The organism is Kitasatospora sp. MAP12-44, assembly GCF_029892095.1.
Lineage (GTDB): Bacteria > Actinomycetota > Actinomycetes > Streptomycetales > Streptomycetaceae > Kitasatospora.
Genome location: NZ_JARZAE010000004.1, coordinates 4535437 through 4554652 on the forward strand (window position 1 = coordinate 4535437; position 19216 = coordinate 4554652).

At 71.1% G+C, this 19216-nt stretch carries 21 protein-coding genes and 1 riboswitch; of the genes, 13 read left to right on the top strand and 8 right to left on the bottom strand.

What is annotated here, in order from left to right:
* Positions 1-61: 61 nt before the first annotated feature.
* On the bottom strand, positions 62-1759 hold the full coding sequence (gene paaN, locus P3T34_RS21160) for a phenylacetic acid degradation protein PaaN (protein ID WP_280667604.1): 1698 nt from the start codon (positions 1757-1759) through the stop codon (positions 62-64).
* 117 nt (positions 1760-1876) lie between these two features.
* Here paaN and P3T34_RS21165 point away from each other — a divergent pair, with 117 nt between their 5' ends.
* The gene (locus tag P3T34_RS21165) at positions 1877-2467 is read left to right on the top strand and encodes a TetR/AcrR family transcriptional regulator (protein WP_280667605.1); all 591 of its coding nucleotides are present in this window, start codon (positions 1877-1879) and stop codon (positions 2465-2467) included.
* A 16-nt stretch (positions 2468-2483) separates the two neighbouring features.
* Here P3T34_RS21165 and P3T34_RS21170 read toward each other — a convergent pair whose 3' ends face one another.
* Positions 2484-3095 carry an Lrp/AsnC family transcriptional regulator gene (locus tag P3T34_RS21170; RefSeq protein WP_280667606.1) on the bottom strand — a complete coding sequence of 204 codons (612 nt, stop codon included), beginning with the start codon at positions 3093-3095 and terminating at the stop codon, positions 2484-2486.
* A 180-nt stretch (positions 3096-3275) separates the two neighbouring features.
* Between P3T34_RS21170 and pdhA the strand changes: the two genes are divergently transcribed.
* The 4 genes from pdhA to P3T34_RS21190 all read left to right on the top strand — a co-directional run bounded on the left by pdhA (position 3276) and on the right by P3T34_RS21190 (position 8553).
* A complete protein-coding gene (gene pdhA, locus P3T34_RS21175) occupies positions 3276-4409 on the top strand; it encodes a pyruvate dehydrogenase (acetyl-transferring) E1 component subunit alpha (RefSeq protein ID WP_280667607.1) in 1134 nt (377 codons plus the stop codon).
* Complete coding sequence (locus P3T34_RS21180; protein ID WP_280667608.1) at positions 4406-5413, top strand: alpha-ketoacid dehydrogenase subunit beta; 1008 nt, start codon at positions 4406-4408, stop codon at positions 5411-5413. Before pdhA ends, P3T34_RS21180 begins: the two co-directional genes overlap by 4 nt.
* Before the next feature lie 5 nt (positions 5414-5418).
* A complete protein-coding gene (locus tag P3T34_RS21185) occupies positions 5419-6786 on the top strand; it encodes a dihydrolipoamide acetyltransferase family protein (protein ID WP_280672266.1) in 1368 nt (455 codons plus the stop codon).
* Positions 6787-6945: 159 nt separating this feature from the next.
* The gene (locus P3T34_RS21190) at positions 6946-8553 is read left to right on the top strand and encodes a globin domain-containing protein (RefSeq protein WP_280667609.1); all 1608 of its coding nucleotides are present in this window, start codon (positions 6946-6948) and stop codon (positions 8551-8553) included.
* Between the two features lie 12 nt (positions 8554-8565).
* Here P3T34_RS21190 and P3T34_RS21195 read toward each other — a convergent pair whose 3' ends face one another.
* A complete protein-coding gene (locus P3T34_RS21195; protein ID WP_280672268.1) occupies positions 8566-9117 on the bottom strand; it encodes an NUDIX hydrolase in 552 nt (183 codons plus the stop codon).
* A 130-nt stretch (positions 9118-9247) separates the two neighbouring features.
* Complete coding sequence (locus tag P3T34_RS21200) at positions 9248-9625, bottom strand: phage holin family protein (protein ID WP_280667610.1); 378 nt, start codon at positions 9623-9625, stop codon at positions 9248-9250.
* A 105-nt stretch (positions 9626-9730) separates the two neighbouring features.
* On the opposite strand from P3T34_RS21200, the gene P3T34_RS21205 reads away from it, so the two are divergent.
* From P3T34_RS21205 to P3T34_RS21220, 4 genes are all read left to right on the top strand, one after another.
* Complete coding sequence (locus P3T34_RS21205) at positions 9731-10048, top strand: cupin domain-containing protein (RefSeq protein ID WP_280667611.1); 318 nt, start codon at positions 9731-9733, stop codon at positions 10046-10048.
* Positions 10049-10075: 27 nt separating this feature from the next.
* Positions 10076-10744: a thiaminase II gene (tenA, locus tag P3T34_RS21210; RefSeq protein WP_280667612.1), complete on the top strand. Its 669-nt coding sequence runs from the start codon at positions 10076-10078 to the stop codon at positions 10742-10744.
* A gap of 181 nt (positions 10745-10925) precedes the next feature.
* Positions 10926-11126, top strand: coding sequence for a DUF5326 family protein (locus P3T34_RS21215; protein WP_280667613.1), 201 nt, complete (start codon positions 10926-10928; stop codon positions 11124-11126).
* Between the two features lie 178 nt (positions 11127-11304).
* Positions 11305-11982: a VC0807 family protein gene (locus P3T34_RS21220; RefSeq protein WP_280667614.1), complete on the top strand. Its 678-nt coding sequence runs from the start codon at positions 11305-11307 to the stop codon at positions 11980-11982.
* Between the two features lie 56 nt (positions 11983-12038).
* On the opposite strand, the gene P3T34_RS21225 is transcribed toward P3T34_RS21220, so the two are convergent.
* Together P3T34_RS21225 and P3T34_RS21230 are read right to left on the bottom strand one after the other, a co-directional pair.
* Entirely contained in the window at positions 12039-13538 is a 1500-nt protein-coding gene (locus P3T34_RS21225) for a flotillin family protein (RefSeq protein ID WP_280667615.1), read from the bottom strand.
* 168 nt (positions 13539-13706) lie between these two features.
* Positions 13707-13913, bottom strand: a complete 207-nt coding sequence (locus P3T34_RS21230; RefSeq protein ID WP_280667616.1) for a hypothetical protein — start codon at positions 13911-13913, stop codon at positions 13707-13709.
* Positions 13914-14046: 133 nt separating this feature from the next.
* Positions 14047-14181, top strand: a riboswitch (TPP riboswitch).
* On the opposite strand from P3T34_RS21230, the gene thiC reads away from it, so the two are divergent.
* The 4 genes from thiC to P3T34_RS21250 all read left to right on the top strand — a co-directional run bounded on the left by thiC (position 14177) and on the right by P3T34_RS21250 (position 17103).
* Positions 14177-16048, top strand: coding sequence for a phosphomethylpyrimidine synthase ThiC (thiC, locus tag P3T34_RS21235; RefSeq protein ID WP_280667617.1), 1872 nt, complete (start codon positions 14177-14179; stop codon positions 16046-16048). It overlaps the preceding riboswitch by 5 nt.
* A 198-nt stretch (positions 16049-16246) precedes the next feature.
* Positions 16247-16477, top strand: coding sequence for an antitoxin (locus tag P3T34_RS21240; protein WP_280667618.1), 231 nt, complete (start codon positions 16247-16249; stop codon positions 16475-16477).
* Positions 16474-16881 carry a type II toxin-antitoxin system VapC family toxin gene (locus tag P3T34_RS21245; RefSeq protein WP_280667619.1) on the top strand — a complete coding sequence of 136 codons (408 nt, stop codon included), beginning with the start codon at positions 16474-16476 and terminating at the stop codon, positions 16879-16881. The genes P3T34_RS21240 and P3T34_RS21245 overlap by 4 nt, the downstream gene beginning before the upstream one ends.
* 45 nt (positions 16882-16926) lie before the next feature.
* On the top strand, positions 16927-17103 hold the full coding sequence (locus P3T34_RS21250; protein ID WP_280667620.1) for a thiamine biosynthesis protein ThiC: 177 nt from the start codon (positions 16927-16929) through the stop codon (positions 17101-17103).
* Positions 17104-17219: 116 nt separating this feature from the next.
* On the opposite strand, the gene P3T34_RS21255 is transcribed toward P3T34_RS21250, so the two are convergent.
* Positions 17220-17705, bottom strand: coding sequence for a hypothetical protein (locus tag P3T34_RS21255; protein WP_280667621.1), 486 nt, complete (start codon positions 17703-17705; stop codon positions 17220-17222).
* A gap of 16 nt (positions 17706-17721) precedes the next feature.
* Positions 17722-19176 (bottom strand): hypothetical protein, encoded by a 1455-nt coding sequence (locus P3T34_RS21260; protein ID WP_280667622.1) that lies wholly within the window; start codon positions 19174-19176, stop codon positions 17722-17724.
* Positions 19177-19216: the final 40 nt, after the last annotated feature.

Consider the following 19216-nt stretch of genomic DNA (forward strand, 5'->3'; position numbering starts at 1 on the left):
TCCCGAAGCGGTCCGTCCGACGGGTTTCGACACGTCGGACGGACCGCTGCTCGGGAGAGACCTACGCGGGGCGGCGGACCTGCACCACGCGGAACCGGTTGGCCACGAACGCCGCGTCGGTGTAGGCGGAGTTGGCGGCCGGGTTGGCGCCGGTGCCGTGCAGGTCGGAGAAGGCGGCGGTCTGGTTCGGGTAGACCCCGCCGGTCAGGTTGAGCGAGAGCGAGACGCCGGTGTCCAGGCAGGCCTGCACCAGCTGGAGTTCCACCTCGGGCGAGGTGGTGTAGCCGGTCGCCGTCATCGCGCCCTGCTCGCGCACGGTACGGCGCAGCAGGTCCACCGCGTCGCTGCTGGAGTCGACCGCGACGGCGAAGAAGACCGGGCCGAAGCACTCGCTGAGGAAGACCGCCCGGTCGTCCGGCTTGTGCGCCTCGACCTTGACCAGCGCGGGCGTCCTGATGGTCGCGCCGGGGTGCTCGGCCGACTCCACCACCCGCGGGGCCAGGGCGAGTTCGCCGTACTCGCCGCCGGCCGCGGCTGCGCTGCGCTGCAGCACGGCCGGGTTGACGATGGCGCCCAGGATGCCGGCCGCGCGGGCGTCGTCCGCCAGCAGGCCCTCGATGGCGCGGGCCAGGTCGGCCACCACCTCGTCGTAGGACTTCACGCCCTGGTCGGTCTCGACGCCGGTGCGCGGGATCAGCAGGTTCTGCGGGGTGGTGCACATCTGGCCGCTGTAGAGCGAGAGCGCGAAGGACAGGTTGGAGAGCATGCCCTTGTAGTCGTCGGTGGAGTCGATGACCACCGTGTTGACGCCGGCCTTCTCGGTGTAGACCAGGGCCTGGCGGGCGTTCTCCTCCAGCCAGTCGCCGAACTCGGTCGAGCCGGTGTAGTCGATGATCCTGATGTCCGGGTGCAGCGCCAGCGTCTTGGCGATGCCCTCGCGGTCGCGCTCGGCGGCCAGGGTGACCACGTTCGGGTCGAAGCCGGCCTCGGCCAGCACCTCGCGGGCGATCCGCACGGTGAGCGCGAGCGGCAGCACGGCGCGCGGGTGCGGCTTGACCACGACGGGGTTGCCGGTGGCGAGCGAGGCGAACAGGCCGGGGAACCCGTTCCAGGTCGGGAAGGTGTTGCAGCCGATCACCAGCGCCACGCCGCGCGGCACGACGACGGACTCCTTGGAGAGCCGCAGCGGGTCGCGCTTGCCCTGCGGCTTGGTCCAGTCGGCCTGCGGCGGCAGCTTGGTCTGCTCGCCGAAGGCGTAGGCCACCGCCTCGAGGCCGCGGTCCTGGGCGTGCGGGCCGCCGGCCTGGAAGGCCATCCCGTAGGCCTGGCCGGTGGTGTGCATGACGGCCTGGCCGAACTCGTGCGAGCGGGCGTTGATCCGGGCCAGGATCTCCAGGCAGACCGCGGCGCGCGCGGTCGGACCGGCCGTGGCCCAGTCCGGGGCGGCGGCGCGGACGGCGGGGAGCAGCGCGTCCAGGTCGACCCGCGGGTAGGCGATGTCCAGCTCGAGGCCGTACGGCGAGACCTCGGTGCCGACCAGTTCGCCCGCCTCGGGCTGCCCGGGCAGCGCGAAGGTGGTGCCGAGCAGGGCGTCGAAGGCCGCCTTGCCGTCGGCCGCCCCGGTCTCCCCGTAGGCCTTGGGGAACTCGGGGTAGGGCGACCAGTAGTCGCGGTCGGCGAGCGCGGTCAGTGCCCTGGTCAGGGTCTCGTGGTGACGCTCGATCAGTTCGCTGACGTAGGGGTGTGCCGCTGCGGCCATGCTGCGCTCCTCGAAGCGGGAGGACGGGGGCTGACAATCCACAGCGTAACCGAACGATCGGTCGGCTCAACAGACCCTGATGGACGGCAGGTGGCGGTGGCCGGGGATACTCGGGACATGGCCGCATCTCCCAGCACCCGCACCACGTACACCGTCGACTCGCTGCTCGCGGTCACCGTGGAGGTCTTCAACGCGCGCGGCTACGACGGCACCTCGATGGAGGACCTCTCCCGGGCGGCCGGGATCTCGAAGTCCTCCATCTACCACCATGTGCGCGGCAAGGAGGAGCTGCTGCGGCTCGCGGTGGGCCGTGCGCTGGACGGGCTGTTCGGCATCCTGGACGAGCCGCCGGCCGTCCAGGGCCGCCCCGTGGACCGGCTGGAGCACGTGGTGCGGCGGACCACCGAGGTGCTGCTCGCCGAGCTGCCGTACGTCACGCTGCTGCTGCGGGTGCGGGGCAACACCGAGACCGAGCTCTGGGCGCTGGAGCGCCGCCGCGACTTCGACCACCGGGTCGCCGAGCTGGTCCGGGCGGCCGTCGCGGCCGGCGAGCTGCGGGCCGATGTCGAGCCGCGGCTGGCCACCCGGCTGCTCTTCGGCATGATCAACTCCGTGGTCGAGTGGTACCGCCCGGACGGCGCCCCGGACACCGTCGACGGGATCCCGGACGCGGTGGTCCGGCTGGCCTTCGACGGGCTGCGCGCCTGAGCCACCCCGGTCGGTCTTACGCCGGTGGGACCCGGTCGGTCTCCTCGAAGACCAGCAGGGTCTGGGTGGCCAGCACCTCGGGCAGGCTCTGGATGCTGCCCAGCACCAGTTCGCGCAGCGCCCGGTTGTCCGGGGTGTGGACCAGCATCAGCACGTCGAACTCGCCGCCGACCAGCGCGATATGCGCGACCCCGGGGAGTTCGAGGAGCTGCTCGCGCACGGTCCGCCAGGAGTTCTGCACGATCTTGAGCGTGACGTAGGCCGAGGCGCCCTGGCCGGCCCGCTCGTGGTCGACCCGGGCGGTGAAGCCCCGGATCACGCCGTCCTCCATCATTCGGGCGATCCGGGCGTAGGCGTTGGCGCGCGAGACGTGCACCCGTTCGGCGACCGAGCGGATCGAGGCGCGGCCGTCCTGCTGGAGCAGGCGCAGGATGGAGTGGTCCACCCGGTCGAGGCCGCGCTCGACGGGAGGCGGTGGGGCCGGTGCGGCCGGTGCGGCGGCGGGTGCGGGCACCCGGCCGAAGGTCGCCCTGGTGCGCTCCGGCGGCGCCTGGAGGTTCGTACCCGGCGGGTTCGTACCCGGTGCGATCCGGCCGGCGCCCGGCCCGGCCATTTGTTCAGCGTCCATGTCCCCCGGCTCTCTGCTGTGGACGTGCTGCCTTCAGTCGACTGCTCTGGCGGCCGATTGTCCAGCACCTTCACTCGGCTGTGGCCACAATGAAAAGACAACCGAACAATCGGTTGGGAGGCAATCACCTCCCGCTCCCCAGCGGCCCCCCGCCCTCCCCACCCCTTGGAGGTGCCCGCGATGACCGTCCTCGACCACAGGCCTACCGCGCCTGTCCCTGGCTGGCTACCCGGCGCGACCAGCCCCCGGACCGACCCCTCGCCCCTCCTCCCCGACTCGTCCCCGGTCCGCGTGCTCGGCACCCCTGCCTTCCAGAAGGCGGACCCGGAGCTGCTGCTCGACCTCTACCGGCGCCTGGTCGTCGGTCGTCGCTACAACCAGCAGGCCACCACCCTGACCAAGCAGGGCCGGCTCGCCGTCTACCCGGCCTCCACCGGGCAGGAGGCCTGCCAGGTGGTCGCCGGCTCGGTGCTGCAGCCGCAGGACTGGCTCTTCCCCAGCTACCGCGACACGCTGGCCGTGGTCTCCCGCGGGGTCGACCCGCTGGAGGCGCTCACGCTGCTGCGCGGCAACGCGCACACCGGCTACGACCCGGTCGCCACCCGCACCGCGCCGCTCTGCACCCCGCTGGCCACCCAGGCCCCGCACGCCGTCGGGCTGGCACACGCCGCCCGGCTGCGCGGCGAGCCGGTGGTCGCGCTCGCCATGCTGGGCGACGGCGGGACCAGCGAGGGCGACTTCCACGAGGCGCTGAACTTCGCGGCCGTGCTGAACGCCCCGGTGGTCTTCCTGGTGCAGAACAACGGCTACGCGATCTCCGTCCCGCTGACCCGGCAGTCCGCCGCGCCCTCGCTGGCGCACAAGGCGGTCGGCTACGGGATGCCCGGCCGGCTGGTGGACGGCAACGACGCACCGGCGGTGCACGCGGTCCTCGCCGAGGCCGTCGAGCGGGCCCGCAGCGGCGGCGGTCCGACCCTGGTCGAGGCGCTGACGTACCGCCTGGAGGCGCACACCAACGCCGACGACGCGACCCGCTACCGCGAGGACGCCGAGGTCACGGCCTGGCGCGAGCACGACCCGATCCTGCTGATGGAGCGCGAGCTGCGCGACTGCGGGCTGCTGGACGACGCCGTCGCGGCGGCCGCCACCGAGCAGGGCGAGCAGCTGGCCGCCCGGATGCGCGCCGAGTTCCACGCCGAGCCCGAGCTGGACCCGGCCTCGCTCTTCCGGCATGTCTACGCCGAGCCGACGCCGCAACTTCTCGAGCAGGCCGCACAGTTGGACGCCGAGCTGGCAGCGGAGGCCGGTCGATGAGCACGCTGACCCAGACCTCGGGCGCCACCCGGACCAGCACGATGGCCCAGGCGCTCAACGCGGCGCTGCGGGACTCGATGCGCGAGGACCCGGGCGTCCACCTGCTCGGCGAGGACGTCGGCGCGCTCGGCGGGGTCTTCCGGATCACCGACGGCCTGGCCGCCGAGTTCGGCGCGGACCGCTGCCTGGACACGCCGTTGGCCGAGGCCGGCATCCTGGGGACCGCGATCGGCATGGCGATGTACGGGCTGCGCCCGGTGGTCGAGATGCAGTTCGACGCCTTCGCCTACCCGGCGATGGAGCAACTGGTCTCGCACGTCGCCAAGATGCGCAACCGGACGGCGGGCCGGCTGCCGATGCCGATCACCATCCGGATCCCCTACGGCGGCGGGATCGGCGGGGTCGAGCACCACAGCGACTCCTCGGAGGCGTACTACGCCGGGACCCCGGGGCTGCACGTGGTCACGCCGGCCACCGTGCAGGACGCCTACGGGTTGCTGCGGGCCTCGATCGCCTCCGACGACCCGGTGGTCTTCCTGGAGCCCAAGCGGCTCTACTGGTCGAAGGCCGAGCTGGATGTCGCGGCCGCGGTGGAGCCGGTCGGCAAGGCGGTGCTGCGCCGGACCGGCCGCTCCGCGGTGCTGATCACCTACGGGCCCTCGCTGCCGGTCTGCCTGGAGGCGGCGCAGGCCGCCCAGGCGGAGGGCTGGGACCTCGCGGTGCTGGACCTGCGCAGCCTGGTGCCGTTCGACGACCGGACGGTCTGCGAGGTGGTCCGCTCGCTCGGGCGGGCCGTCGTCGTGCACGAGTCGACCGGCTTCGGCGGGGTCGGTGCCGAGATCGCTGCTCGCGTTACGGAGCGGTGCTTCCATCACTTGGCGGCGCCGGTGATCCGAGTGACAGGTTTTGATATTCCATACCCGCCGCCGATGCTGGAGCACCACCATCTGCCCGGCGTGGACCGGATCCTGGACGCGGTCGCCCGACTCCAGTGGGAGGGGTGATCGTGGTGCCGATCGTGCGCGAGTTCAAGCTGCCGGACCTCGGCGAGGGGCTGACCGGTGCGGAGGTGGTGCGCTGGCTGGTCGAGGTGGGCGAGGTGATCGTCGTCGACCAGCCGGTGGTGGAGGTGGAGACCGCCAAGGCCGTCGTGGAGGTGCCCTGCCCGTACGGCGGGGTGGTCACCGCGCGGTACGGCGAGGTGGGCGAGGAGCGGGAGGTCGGGCAGCCGCTGGTGATGGTGGCGGTGCCGCCATCGGGCGCGTCCGACGCGTTGGCGCAGCCCGGTCCGGAGGCGGACCTGGCGGACGGTGCTTCCGGCAACGTGCTGGTGGGGTACGGGGTTGCGGCGGGCGGCAAGGGTTCGCGCCGCCGCCGGGTCGGCGTGCCCGAGATGCCGGCCGCGCCGGTCGTGCCGGTCGCTCCGGCGGCTGCGGCTGCGGCTGTTCCGGTCGCGACGGCGGCTCCGGTGGCCGGGATGCCCGCGGTGGTCGCGGTGATCTCGCCGCTGGTTCGCAAGCTGGCCCGCGAACACGGCCTCGACCTCACCACGGTGGCCGGCAGCGGTCCGGACGGCCTGATCATGCGGGCCGACGTCGAACGCGCACTCGCCGCCCCGGCTCCAGCCCCGGTCCTGGCCCCGGTCCCGGCCGCGTCCGTGGCACCCGCCGAGGCTGCGGCAGAGGCCGTCCCGCTGCGCGGGCTGCGCCGCACGGTGGCCGAGAAGCTCACCCGCAGCCACCACGAGATCCCCGCCGCCACCTGCTGGGTGGACGCCGACGCCACCGAACTGCTGGAGCTGCGGCGCCAGTTGAACGAGGGCCCCGGCCCGCGGATCGGCCTGCTCGCGATGCTCGCCCGGATCTGCACGGCGGCGCTGGCCCGCTACCCCGAGCTCAACGCCAGCGTCGACCTGGACGCCGCCGGAGCTCCTGCGGCGCTGCGCCGGCACTCCGCCGTCCACCTGGGCTTCGCGGCCCAGAGCGACCGCGGACTGGTGGTCCCGGTGGTCCGCTCCGCGCACCTGATGTCCACCGAGCAACTCGGCGCCGAGCTGGCCAGGTTGACCGAGTCGGCCCGGTCCGGCTCGCTCAAGCCGGCCGAACTCACCGGCGGCACCTTCACCTTGAACAACTACGGGGTGTTCGGGGTGGACGGCTCCACGCCGATCCTCAACCACCCGGAGGCGGCGATGCTCGGGGTGGGCCGGATTGTGGCCAAACCCTGGGTCTACCAGGGCGAGTTGGCGGTCCGCCAGGTGACCCAGCTGTCCTTCACCTTCGATCACCGGGTCTGCGACGGCGGCACGGCGGGCGGCTTCCTGCGGTTCGTCGCGGACTGCGTGGAGCAGCCGGGGATGCTGCTGCGCCAACTCTGAGAACCAGGTGGTCAGGTCCCCCCGTCGGCGCGCGAATCGGCAGAGCCTAGCGTGCGGCCGGGGGGACCGTCCGGCGTTCGCCGGATTTGTCGGATGAGCTTTTCGGTCATGCCACGCTACCCAAGCGTTGCTGGGACGACCGGAGGCGAAACGATTCTTTTGAGTACGCGTCAGGCTGATGTCACGCCGCTTCCCGTGCTGCTGGTCCGCTCCGGACACGGGTCGGCCGCGGTCGCCGCCGTGCCGGGGATGCCGGCGCCGGCGCCCTCACGTCCGGCCCTGGTGCCGACCGAGGTCGCCGGTGTCCCCGTACCGCCGCGCCCCACCGCGCCGCCGACCATCCCCGCGCCATCGGCCATCCCCGGGCCGCCGCCGGTGCCCGTGGTGCCGCTGCCGGGCCACGCACCCACCCCGGCGGCCTTCCTACCGCCGCCGCGACCGGCCGAACGTCCTGCAGCCGAGCGCCTCGCCATTGAGCGCCCCGCCATCGAGCCGCTCTTCAGCTGGGCGCCCGGGCTCAACTGGGCGGGCCCCGGCGACCAGTGGAGCCAAGCCTGGGAGACGACGGCGCCCGGCGCACTGCCTCCCGCCTCCGCCAGCGTCCCGCCGCCCGAGCGGCCGGCTGCCGCCGAGCCGCCCACGGCCCGCGACATCGAGCTGATCCGCGCCAGCCTGGCCGCCGTCGAGCCGGTCGCCGACCGGGCCACCGCGCACTTCTACGCGCTGATCTTCGAGCGGCACCCGGAGCTGCGCGCGCTCTTCCCCGCCGCGATGGACGTCCAGCGGGACCGCCTCTTCCGGGCTCTGCTGATGTCCGCCCGCAGCGCCGACGACCCGGCCGGCCTGACCGCGTACCTGAGCCGGCTGGGCCAGGGCCACCGCAAGTACGGGACGCTGAGCGGCCACTACCCGGTGGTCGGGGAGTGCCTGATCGCGGCGCTGGAGAAGTACTGCGCCGGCCGCTGGGACGCCGCGACCGAGCTGGCCTGGCGCCGCGCGTACGGCCTGATCTCCAAGATCATGATCGACGCCGCCGAGGGCGCGGCCCGGCAGTCGCCGCCCTGGTGGCAGGCCGAGGTGGTCTCGCACCAGCAGCGCGGCCGGGACGTCGCGGTGATCACCGTCCGCCCCGACCAGCCCTACCCGTACCGGGCCGGCCAGCACACCACCCTGGAGACGCCCTGGTGGCCGCGGGTCTGGCGGCACTTCTCGTTCGCCACCGCGCCGCGCCCGGACGGCCTGCTCACCTTCCACGTCAAGGCACTGCCGGCCGGCTGGGTGAGCACCGCGCTGGTCCGCCGGGCCGCCCCCGGGGACGTCCTGCGGCTGGGCCAGCCGGACGGCGCGATGGTGGTCGACCACGCCGATCCGGCGCACCTGCTCTGCCTGGGCGGCGGCACCGGCATCGCGCCGATCTGCGCGCTGGTCGAGGAGGTGGCCGAACGCGGCGCGGCCGGCCGCCGGGTCGAGGTCTTCTACGGCGCGCGGCAGGCCGCGGAGCTGTACGAGCTGGACCACCTGCGCGCGCTGGAGCAGCTCCACCCCTGGCTCGCGGTACGGCCGGTGGTCTCCGAGGAGCGCGGGCGGCCGGGCTCGGCGCCGGCCGGACTGCTCACCGACGTGGTGGCCCGGCTCGGACCGTGGGACGGCCACCAGGCCTTCCTGAGCGGCCCGGCCGCGATGGTGCGCCGCGGCGCGGGCGCGCTGCTGCGCTCCGGCGTGCGGCCCGAACACATCCGGCACGACCTGGTCGGCGATCTGGCGTAGGGGGTGGCGGCGTTACCCGAGGTCGTCGGCGAGCATCGCCCGGACACCCTCGATGTTGGCGGCCAGGAAGGCCCGCAGCGCGGGCGGCACCAGGTTCACCGAGGTGACCCCCTCCCTGGTGAACGGCAGCCGGACGATCTCGTACTCGCCGCGCGGTTCGTCCACCTCGGGACCGTGCCGCCGCTCGGGGTCCATCGCGGCCAGCCGGCAGACGAAGAAGTGCTGCACCTTGACCCCGTGCGGGTGCGCCAGGCTGCCGTCCTCGTGGTGCGCGTGCGCGACGGTGTCGACGAAGGCCGGCACGACGTCGACCACCTTGCCGCCGAGCTCCTCGTCGACCTCCCGGTGCAGCGCGTCGGTGACGGTCCGGTCCTCGGGCTCCACCCCGCCGCCGGGGGTGATCCAGTACGGATTGCTGCCGGGGCGGGTCCGCTTGATCACCACCAGCGAGGCGGTGGCGTGCGGGTCGTCGGGGGAGAGGTCCAGCAGGATCGCCCGGGCCGTGCGCTTGACGACCGGGCGGGGGTGCGGAGTGCGGGACGGTCGGGCGTCGGAACGGCCCATGGTCACCTCGGGTCACCTCCGGAAGGCCGGTCGGCTGCCGGACCGGCACGTTGTGCGGGAGTCTCCCGCAGCCGACGGCCTCCGAAACTCGCACAGGCGGGCGAAGAGGAGCCAATGATTCCGTTCGGTCTCAGTCGTCGTCGCCGAACGCCAGGTGCAGGCCCCAGGAGACCAGGCTGATGATCAGCGAGCCGAGCAGCGCCGGCCAGAACCCCGTCACATGGAAGTCCAGGCTGAGCTTGTCCGAGGCGAACGAGGTGAGCAGGAGCATCAGGGCGTTGATGACGAAGGTGATCAGGCCCAGGGTGAGGATGAACAGCGGGAAGGAGAAGAGCTTCACCAGCGGCTTGATCAGCCAGTTCACCACCCCGAAGACCAGCGCGACGGCGATCACCGTCAGCGTCCGGTGCTGCCAGTCGCCGCTGGAGAGCGTGATCCCGTTGACGATCCAGGCGGCGACCCAGATGGCTGCCGCGTTGATGAGGGTCTTGACCGCGAAGTGCTTCATGACTCCGCATGGTCGCAGGCCCGGGCGCTCGGCGAAAGCTTCGGTCGGTGCATCTTGTGCGACACGGTGTTGAATGCCGCTGTACCGAGGTGAGGGAGCAGGGCGATGAAGGTCTTCCGGCTGGACGAGCTGGACGAGGAGCGGGCCGCCAACCAGGGCGCGTACCTGCGCTTCCTGAAGGAGCGGCAGATGTCCGCCGGGCTGTACGCGCTGTCGCCCGGCGACACCGACACCCAGAGCGCGCACGAGCAGGACGAGATCTACCAGGTGATCAGCGGCCGGGCCTATCTGACCGTCGGCTCCGAGACCACCACGGTCGGCCGGGGCACCGTGGCGTACGTACCGGCCGGGGTGCCGCACCGGTTCCACCACATCACCGAGGAACTGCGGGTGCTGGTGGTCTTCTCACCCCCTGAGGCGTAGCGGAGGCCGGCACGTAGGGTCGGGGGCATGACGCAGACGCTGACCGAGGAACTCTGGACGGCCATCGAGCCGGTGTACGCGCAGATCCTCGACCACCCCTTCCTGGCCGGGTTGACCGACGGCACCCTGCCGCGCGCCGCGTTCCGGCACTTCGTCGTGCAGGACTCGCACTACCTGCGCGACTACGCCCGGGCGTTGGCGATCTGCGCGGCCAAGGCGCCGGGCGAGCAGGAGGTCCGGGCCTTCGCCGACGACGCGATCGGGGCGCTGGCCGCCGAACAGGGCATGCACGCGCAGTTCCTGGACGCCTTCGGGGACACCGCCGAGCGCGCCGCCGCCGAGCCGGTGCTGCCCACCACCCGCGCCTACACCAGCTACCTGCTGGCCACCGTCTACGGCGGCTCCTTCGCCGAGGCCGTCGCCGCGGTGCTGCCCTGCTACTGGATCTATGCCCGGGTCGGCGAGCAGCTGCTCGCCAAGTCCTCCCCGGACCCGCTCTACGCCCAGTGGATCGCGACCTACGGCGACGAGGCGTTCCAGTCGGTGGTGCGCCGGGTGCTGGCGCTCACCGACCGGCTCGGCGAGGAGCTCTCCGCGGCCGAGCGGCGCCGGGTGACCGAGCACTTCTGCACCACCTCGCGCTATGAGTGGATGTTCTGGGACGCCGCCTGGCGGGGCGAGACCTGGCCGGTCTGACCTGTTGGGGCACCTGGTTCCCCGGGGTTCCCCTGGCTTCCGGCTCAGGGGGATCTCCGGGTTCTCTCGGGGACCGGATCCCTCGTTTCCGACTCGTCGGGCTCGTACGATCGAGGTACCGAAAGCAGACGGGATGCGGCGACCACTAGGAGCCGACCCGAGGGGGAGAGAAGGAACGGACATGGCTGAGCTCTGGAAGTCGCTGCCCTCTTGGGTGCGCAACATCGTTGTCCCGATCATCGTGCTGGTGCTCGCCTGGAACGTGGTCTGGTTCGTGGTCGGCGTGGTCAGCGCGCTGGTGGGCTTCCTGATCAAGGCGCTGGTGGTGGTCGGTATCGCGGCCGCCGTGGTGATCCTGGTGAAGAAGGCCGCCAAGAGCTGACGCTCCTCCCCCGATCGTTCGGCGCCCGTTCCACTCGCGAGTGGGGCGGGCGTTCGGCTGTCATGCGGTTGCTATGACAGCTGTCACGCCGAACTGCGCACAGTCGGCACTGACGGGCGGTCAGGCCGGCGCGGCAAGCTGAACGCAGATCAGGAAGCGAGCTGCACAGGAGCAGACCATGAGCGAGAGCGTCACCGCCCCGGGCGCCGTCGGGACCTCGAACCCGTTGCCGGCCGCGCTGCGGCCACTGGCGGTGGACATCGTCGTCCCGCTCGCCGTCTACTACCTGGCGCACTCGGTGGCCGGTCTGGGTCTGGTCGCCTCGCTCGCGCTGAGCAGCGTCGTCCCGGCGGTGCGGACCGTGGCGGGCCTGCTGCAGGAGCGCTCGGTGAACGGGCTGGCGGCGCTGATGCTGGCGGTCAACCTGGTCGGGATCGCGCTCGGCGCGGTGGCCGGTGATCCGCGGCTGATGATCGCCAAGGACGGCGCGGTGAGCAGCGTCATCGGCCTGTCGATCGTCGTCTCGGCGCTGCGCGGCCGACCGCTGATGAGCGCCGGCCTCAAGCCCTTCCTGACCAGGGGTGACGTCGGCCTGAGCGCGCGGTGGGACCTGCTGGCGCAGGACTCGACCGAGTTCCGCCGGGCCGAGCGCCACCACTCGATCATCTGGGGGCTCGCGCTGGTCGCCGAGTGCGTGCTGCGGATCGTCCTCGCCTACACCCTGCCGGTGGCGACCATGGTGTGGCTGGCCACCGTGCTGCTGATCGGCGCGATCGGGGTGGCGAGCGTGCTGAGCGGCCCGTCCGGCCAGCGGCTGAAGGCCTTGCTCACGGCCCCTCGGACTCCCGCGAACTGACCGAAGCCCGGCCCCCGGAGAACATCCAGGCGGCCGGGCTTCGGACGGCATGCGGGTCAGGACGCGGAGTCCCCCTGGAGCGGAATGCTCTGGGTGGTCGTCCGCTTGGCGCCGGTCTCGGCGGGCACGGCAGCTGTGGTGGCGGGTACGGGGGTCTCGCCGGCGGCGTTCATCGAGCCGAGCAGCTGGCGGGCCAGGCCGAGGCCGGTGCCGCCCATGGTGAGGGCCTTGGCGAACATCTCGCCCATGCCCTCGGCGCCGTTCAGCAGCACCATGTGCTCGACGTTGCCGAAGGCCTCCGCCCCGGCACGCACGATCTCCGGCCAGTTTTCGGCCAGTTGCTGGGCGACCACGGCCTCCTGGTTCTCGGCCAGGGCGGCCGCGCGGGCCTTGATCGCCTCGGCCTCGGCGAGGCCGAGCGCCTTGGCCGCGGCGGCCGCCGCCAGACCCTTGGCCTCGGCGCTGGCCGCCTCGGCCTGGCCGGTGGCCCGGGTGGACTCGGCGCTGGCGAGACCGCGGGCCTTGGTGGCCTCGGCCTCGGCGATCGCGGCGATCTTCACCCGGTTCGCCTCGGCGACGGCCTTGAGCTCGGTCTCCTGGGCCTGCGCCTGGGCGGCCGAGATCCGGGCGTCGCGCTCGGCTTCGGCCTTGGTGCGGGTCTCGTACGCGCGGGCGTCGGCCGGCTTGCGGACCTCGACCTGCAGCTGCTGCTCGGTGCGGTGCGCCTCCAGCTCGGCGACCTTGGTCTCCTGGACCACGACCTCCTGGCGCGAGGCGGCCTGGGCGAGCGGTCCGGCCTGCAGCGCGCGGGCCGCCGCCGTGTCCATCTCGGCCTGGTAACCGGCCTGCTGGATACCGGAGTTGCGGGTCGCCTCGGCCTTGCGGGCGAACGCCTCCTGCTCCGCCTCGGTGGCCTCCCGGTCGGCCGCGGCGGCCGCGATACGGGCATCACGCTGGACAGCCGCGGCGTGCGGGGCGGCCAAGTTCTTGATGTAGCCGGTCGGGTCCAGGATCTCCTGGATCTGCAGCGAGTCGATGATCAGACCCAGCTTCTCCATCTCGGAGCCGGAGGCGGCCCGGGTCTCACCGGTCAGCCGCTCGCGGTCGCGGATCATCTCCTCGACCGTCAGCCCGCCGACGATCGAGCGCAGGTGGCCGGCGAAGACGTTGTGGACCCGGTGGCCCATCATCTTCTGCTGGTCCAGGAAGCGTCGGGCGGCGTTCGCGATGGAGACCTGGTCGTCGCCGACCTTGAAGATCACCACGCCCTTGACCTGCACCGGGATGCCCTGGGACGTCACGCACTCGACGTCCAGGTCGGCCTCGTTGAGGTCCAGTGACAGCTTGCGGACGACCTGGACGCCCGGGGTGACGAGCGTCCCGCGCCCGGTCACCACGCGAAAGCCCAGGCCGTCGGCGACGCCCTCGGTGCGGTGCCGGGAGCCCGAGATGATCAGGGCCTCATTGGGCTCGGCCACCCGCCACATGAGCTTGAACAGAATGATGAACAGGATGATGACTGCGGCGACCCCACCGCCGACGATGCCGAAAAACATCGGCCTTTCCCCCTTCAGACACACGACGTCCCGTGACTGCGCTCGGTTGTGCAGGATGGCGCGGAACCCCGTGGCGACACGTGATTCTGCGCCGATTCCGATCGCTTGGGAAGTCCGATACGGCGTGTCCTGTCACTCAGTGCCCGCGGAGGCACCTGCGTTCGACTGTCAGCCGAACGCGGGGGAGACGTAGACCGTCCGCGGTGGCTGGTATTCGACCACCACGACGGGCGTGCCGACGAGCAGCGAATCCCCCGGCGCCGCCGGATACGCGAGGAACGCCTCGGTCCCCTGCCGCTCCGGCACGTGTACCAGCACCTCCCCGACCAGTCCCGGTCCGACCTTCCCGGTGACCCGTCCCGTACAGCCGATCATGTGCCCGCCCCCTCTTCGGTTGTGTCGCCGTCCAGTCTGTCCCACTGGCCGGGAGCTGCCCATATCCAGGACCCCCTCTGGACCGACGCCGGAGCTGCCGCTACCGTATGGACGTCTTTTGTGCAGGCAAGACCGCCTGCAGAACGGGAGCTCGGAGCACCGGGCTGAGAGGGCGCTGACAGGTACGCGGGCCGCGTACCGATCGCTGCGTCGACCGCAGGAACCTGGACCGGGTAATGCCGGCGTAGGGAGTAGAGGGTCTGATGACCATTTTTGATGCACGTTCGGCTGCCCAGACGAGCGCCGAGAGCCTTTCCGGCGGTCCTTCCGAGAGCCCTTCCGAGAGCCCTTCTGAGGGTCCCGCCAACAGCGCCGGCACCGGCTACCCGACCCCCGCGTGGCGCAAGGCCTACCGCGAGGGCTCGCGCCCCGACCTGCGCGTCCCGTACCGCGAGGTGCAGCTCACCAACGGCCGCACCGTCCCGCTGTACGACACCTCCGGCTCGTACACCGACCCGGCCTACCAGCCCGACGTGCGGCGCGGCCTGCCCGCACTGCGTGACCCGTGGATCCGTCAGCGCGGCGACGTCGAGGAGTACGACGGCCGCGAGTCCCGCCCCGAGGACGACGGGATCAAGCACACCTCGCCGCGCGGCGGCAACCTGCGCAACCTGGACGCGGTCTTCCCCGGCCGCCCGCGCCGCCCGCTGCGCGCCCGGGACGGGGTGGCGGTCACCCAGCTCGCGTACGCGAAGTTCGGCATCGTCACCCCCGAGATGGAGTTCGTGGCCCTGCGCGAGGGCCTGGAGCCGGAGTTCGTCCGCGAGCAGGTGGCCCGCGGACGCGCCGTCATCCCCGTCAACGTCAACCACCCCGAGGTCGAGCCGGCCATCATCGGCACCGACTTCCTGGTGAAGATCAACGCCAACATCGGTAACAGCGCGGTGACTTCGTCCATCGAGGAGGAGGTGGAGAAGATGACCTGGGCGACCCGCTGGGGCGCCGACACGGTCATGGACCTCTCCACCGGCCGCAACATCCACACCACCCGCGAGTGGATCCTGCGCAACTCCCCCGTGCCGATCGGCACCGTGCCGCTCTACCAGGCGCTGGAGAAGGTCGACGGCAAGGCCGAGGAGCTCAGTTGGGAGGTCTACCGCGACACCATTGTCGAGCAGTGCGAGCAGGGCGTCGACTACATGACGGTGCACGCCGGCGTGCTGCTGCGGTACGTCCCTATGACCGCCCGCCGCAAGACCGGCATCGTCTCGCGCGGCGGCTCGATCATGGCCGCGTGGTGCCTGGCGCACCATCAGGAGAACTTCCTCTACACCAACTTCGAGGAACTCTGCGACATCCTGCGCGCCTACGACGTCACCTTCTCACTCGGTGACGGCCTGCGCCCCGGCTCGATCGCGGACGCCAACGACGAGGCGCAGTTCGCCGAGCTGCAGACCCTCGGCGAGCTCGGCCGGATCGCCCGCGCCAAGGACGTCCAGGTGATGATCGAGGGCCCGGGCCACGTCCCGATGAACAAGATCCGGGAGAACATGGATCTCCAGAAGGAGATCTGCGACGAGGCGCCGTTCTACACCCTCGGCCCGCTGACCACCGACGTCGCGCCCGGCTACGACCACATCACCTCCGGCATCGGCGCCGCGATGATCGCCTGGTGGGGCACCGCGATGCTCTGCTACGTCACGCCCAAGGAGCACCTGGGCCTGCCCAACCGCGACGACGTCAAGACCGGCGTGATCACCTACAAGATCGCCGCCCACGCCGCCGACCTGGCCAAGGGCCACCCCGGCGCCCAGGCCTGGGACGACGCCCTCTCGGACGCCCGCTTCGAGTTCCGCTGGGAGGACCAGTTCAACCTGGCCCTCGACCCCGAGACCGCCCGCGCCTTCCACGACGAGACCCTCCCCGCCGAGCCGGCCAAGACGGCCCACTTCTGCTCCATGTGCGGCCCGAAGTTCTGCTCGATGAAGATCAGTCAGAACATCCGCGAACTGCACGGCGAGGGCTCCACCGCCGTCGCGAGCGAACTGGACGAGGCGGCCGCCGCCGGCATGGCCGAGAAGTCCGCCGAGTTCGCCGCCAACGGCAACCGGGTCTACCTCCCGTTGGCGAACTGACCACACTCGCCAACGATCTGGTCCTGCTCTGAGAGGCCGGGGGGCCTCTCAGAGCAGGACCAAAGATCAGCAAATCCACATCGACGATGCTCTCGCGCTATGGGCGGTCCCGTTCCCGGATGTCGGGGGAGGGATTGGCGCTTGAACTGGCCAGTTTTCGTGTCTGCATTTCGCAGTCAGTGATGCTAGAGTGCAGATATGACAGCGCTCACCATTCGCGACGTCCCGGACGATCAGATCCAGACCCTGAAGGTTCGGGCCGCCCAGGCCGGACAGTCGCTCCAGGCATTCATGCAAGACCTGATCGAAAGGGAAGCGTCCAAGCCCACCATGGCGGAGATGATGGAGCGGCTGAACCGGGAGACCACCGCCCGCGTCAGCGCCGCCGACATCGTCGCTGCCATCGACGAGGGGCGAGCCGGGCGTTGATCGTTATCGACTGTTCCGCTCTGATCCTGGTCCTCACGGCCCAAGGCCCCGACGGAGAGCTCATCCGGAGCCGTGTGGCCGAGGCGGGGGACGTCTACGCTCCCACCCTCCTGGACTACGAGATCCAGTCAGCGCTCCTCGGCATGCAGCGTGGCGGCAAGCTGACTGAGAGGGAAGTGGAAAGGGCGGTCGTCGCATACCGGATGCTTCCCATCGCCAAACGGGAGACGCTGCCGTTCTGGGACAGAGTGAAGAAGCTGCACGCCAACCTCAGTGCCTACGATGCCCAGTACGTCGCCCTGGCGGAAGCTCTTGGCGTACCGCTGATCACCAGCGACGCGAGGATCAAGCGCAGCGGCGCGGCAAAGTGCGACATCGAGATCTTCGCCTCGATCCGCCCTTAGCCCGAGCGGCGCGTCCCAGTGGTGCCTTTGTCGATGTTCTGCTCGATGAAGATCAGCCAGAACATCCGCGAACTGCACGAAGGGGGCACCTCCCGGCCGGAGGCTGGGGGCGGCTCCACCGCCGTCACCAGCGAACTGGACGATGCCGCCGCCGGCATGGCCGAGAAGTCCGCCGAGTTCGCCGCCAACGGCAACCGGGTCTACCTCCCGCTGGCCGACTGACCCGGGTCGGACGACCTAGGCGCTGCACTGGGAGGCCGGTGGCTCCCAGCGCAGCCGTCGGTTGCCGGCCGCGGTGGGAGGATCGTGGCGCCCGTGCTGGGTGGCGCTCCTGATGGTCACCCCTTTCTGGCCGCACCTTCAGGCCAGATGACCTCCACCGGAATTCCAGCGGCCTGGGCGCCGGCAACCGTGTCAGCCGTCCCGCCCCGGCCGTTCCCTGGGTGGCCGTCCCACACCGCGATGAGTTGATCCGCGCGCCGGAGCAGTTCCTGATTGGCGGCCTCGTACGCCTCGCGACTGGCTTCCCCGAATGGCATGACGACTACCTCGATCGCGGCCTGACGAAGGCGGTCGAACTCGTCCGCGTAGTCGGGTTTCACCTTGGCCTCGCGGTAGTCAGCAGACGGGATGACGACCACCAGGCTCCCGCCGAGCGACAGAACGGCATCAGCGAACAGGGCATCGGCGCCCTTGGCGATGCAAGAAACGCCTGTCAGGCCCGAAGTCGTATACGAGGAAAGAGTGGTGAGGAGTGCCTCGCCGACCAGCCGGGCCGTCTGCTCGGTCAGGTCCATGTGCCCCGTCACAGCGATCACGGTCATGCCGCTCCCCTTCGGGTCAGTTCGCCAGTAGCTCGCGGATGCTATCGCGCGCGTCGCGTACCGCAGCGTTCGCCGAGCGACCAACGGTGTACTGGTAGAGAGCTCCCAGCTGGCTTCTGACACGGCTGGACTGGGTGCGTGACGCGACCTGCACAGCAACGCGCGTCTCTTCGACGGCCCCGGTGACATCACCGACCAGGAATCGTGTCTCGGCTAGTCCGATCCGGTCCAGCGCATGGGAACGACCGGCCTCTTCCCCACGAATGGAAATGGCGGCCCGGATATGCTGGGCGGCTGTTTCTGCGTGGGCGCGGGGTTCTGTCCGAGCGAGATCGAGCAGACGCCCACCCGTCACTCCGGCCAGTTCGGCGGTGTCGAAGTAGGAGATCCAGTGGGGCTCGTCAGCATTCGCTCCGACTGACGCGAGCTCCTCCTCAGCCTGGCTGGTCGCCCGCCGAAATGCCGCGACTCGGCCCATGGCTGCATAAGCCCATGCCTCTCGTGTGTGCAGCATGGCCAGAACCCGTGGCCCGCCAAGCCCGCGGGCGCCGTCCTGGGCGAAGCGGATGAGTTCGAGTGCGTCCGCCGGCCGATCGATGTACAGCATCTGCCGGGCCATGCCTGCCAGCACATTGGCGCCGAACGGGCGGTCTTCTCCTGCATGGGCAGCGCGCAGGGCAAGGCGGTAGTAGTCCTGCGCCCTGCGCTGGTGTCCGGAGTCCCACGCCATTGTCGCTGCCGTGCCGGCGAGTTGTGCCATGACGCGATACAGACGGCGCTCGATGTCCGGGTGTTGGCGATCTTCAAGGGCCGAGGCTGTCTCATTGAGCTGGCCCAGGACTGCCTTGGACCGGAGCCCGCCGCCGAACTGGTGGTCCCAGCGCCGGAAAGCGACGGCAGCAGCTTCGAGCTGGCTGACTTCGTGTTCGCCGAGGCGCCCCGGTCGCCGGCGCTCATCAGCCTTTGCCGCTGCGGTCAGCCAACCTTCGAGCGGGTCCAGTAGCGCGGTTCCTGAGACGGCGGCGACGGCGAGAAGGAGAGTGGCGGTTCGTCTGTCCATAGCGAGATCGGCTCTTGTCAGTTGAGTCGCGAGATCGGTGGTTACCGCCGGGTGCCATGGGACGTCATCTGCAGGGGACCCGCCTGACACGGGTGCTGGCGGTACAGCTGGCTGCTTCTCCCACGGACGCGCGCTGAGCCCCAGGAGATCCCCGGGAATCGACAGGCCGTCTGCGATTCGCGTGATCACATCGTAGGAAGTGACGTGCTGATCGCCGGAGATCACCGTCGATACCTTGCCCGGCGTCAGCTGACATGCTGAGGCGATGCGGTTCTGAGACAGCCCGCCGTACTTCTTGATCAAGCTGAACGCCGAAGCGAAGTCGTGTTCCGCGAGAGCTGCGCGGAGGTCTTCGCGCGCGAGAAGGTCAGCGGAGAGTAGCGGGCCACGGGTGGGGCCGGAATGCGTCATGAGGCACAGCCTTTGCTCGAGAGCATAGCCACTGCTGATC